The 221-nt window shown below is 48.9% G+C and carries 1 pseudogene; it reads left to right on the plus strand.

The features are described from left to right. Positions 1 to 169, plus strand: a pseudogene (locus M989_RS24135) (IS6 family transposase); the annotation flags it as partial. Positions 170 to 221 lie beyond the last annotated feature (52 nt).

The raw sequence follows: 221 nt of genomic DNA on the forward strand, positions 1-221 counted from the left end.
GAAACGGATAATCGGCGCCACGCTGGGATTTAAATCCATGAAGACGGCTTACGCCACCATCAAAGGTATTGAGGTGATGCGTGCACTACGCAAAGGCCAGGCCTCAGCATTTTATTATGGTGATCCCCTGGGCGAAATGCGCCTGGTAAGCAGAGTTTTTGAAATGTAAGGCCTTTGAATAAGACAAAAGGCTGCCTCATCGCTAACTTTGCAACAGTGCC

Source organism: Kluyvera georgiana ATCC 51603 (assembly GCF_001654985.1).
Lineage (GTDB): Bacteria > Pseudomonadota > Gammaproteobacteria > Enterobacterales > Enterobacteriaceae > Kluyvera > Kluyvera georgiana.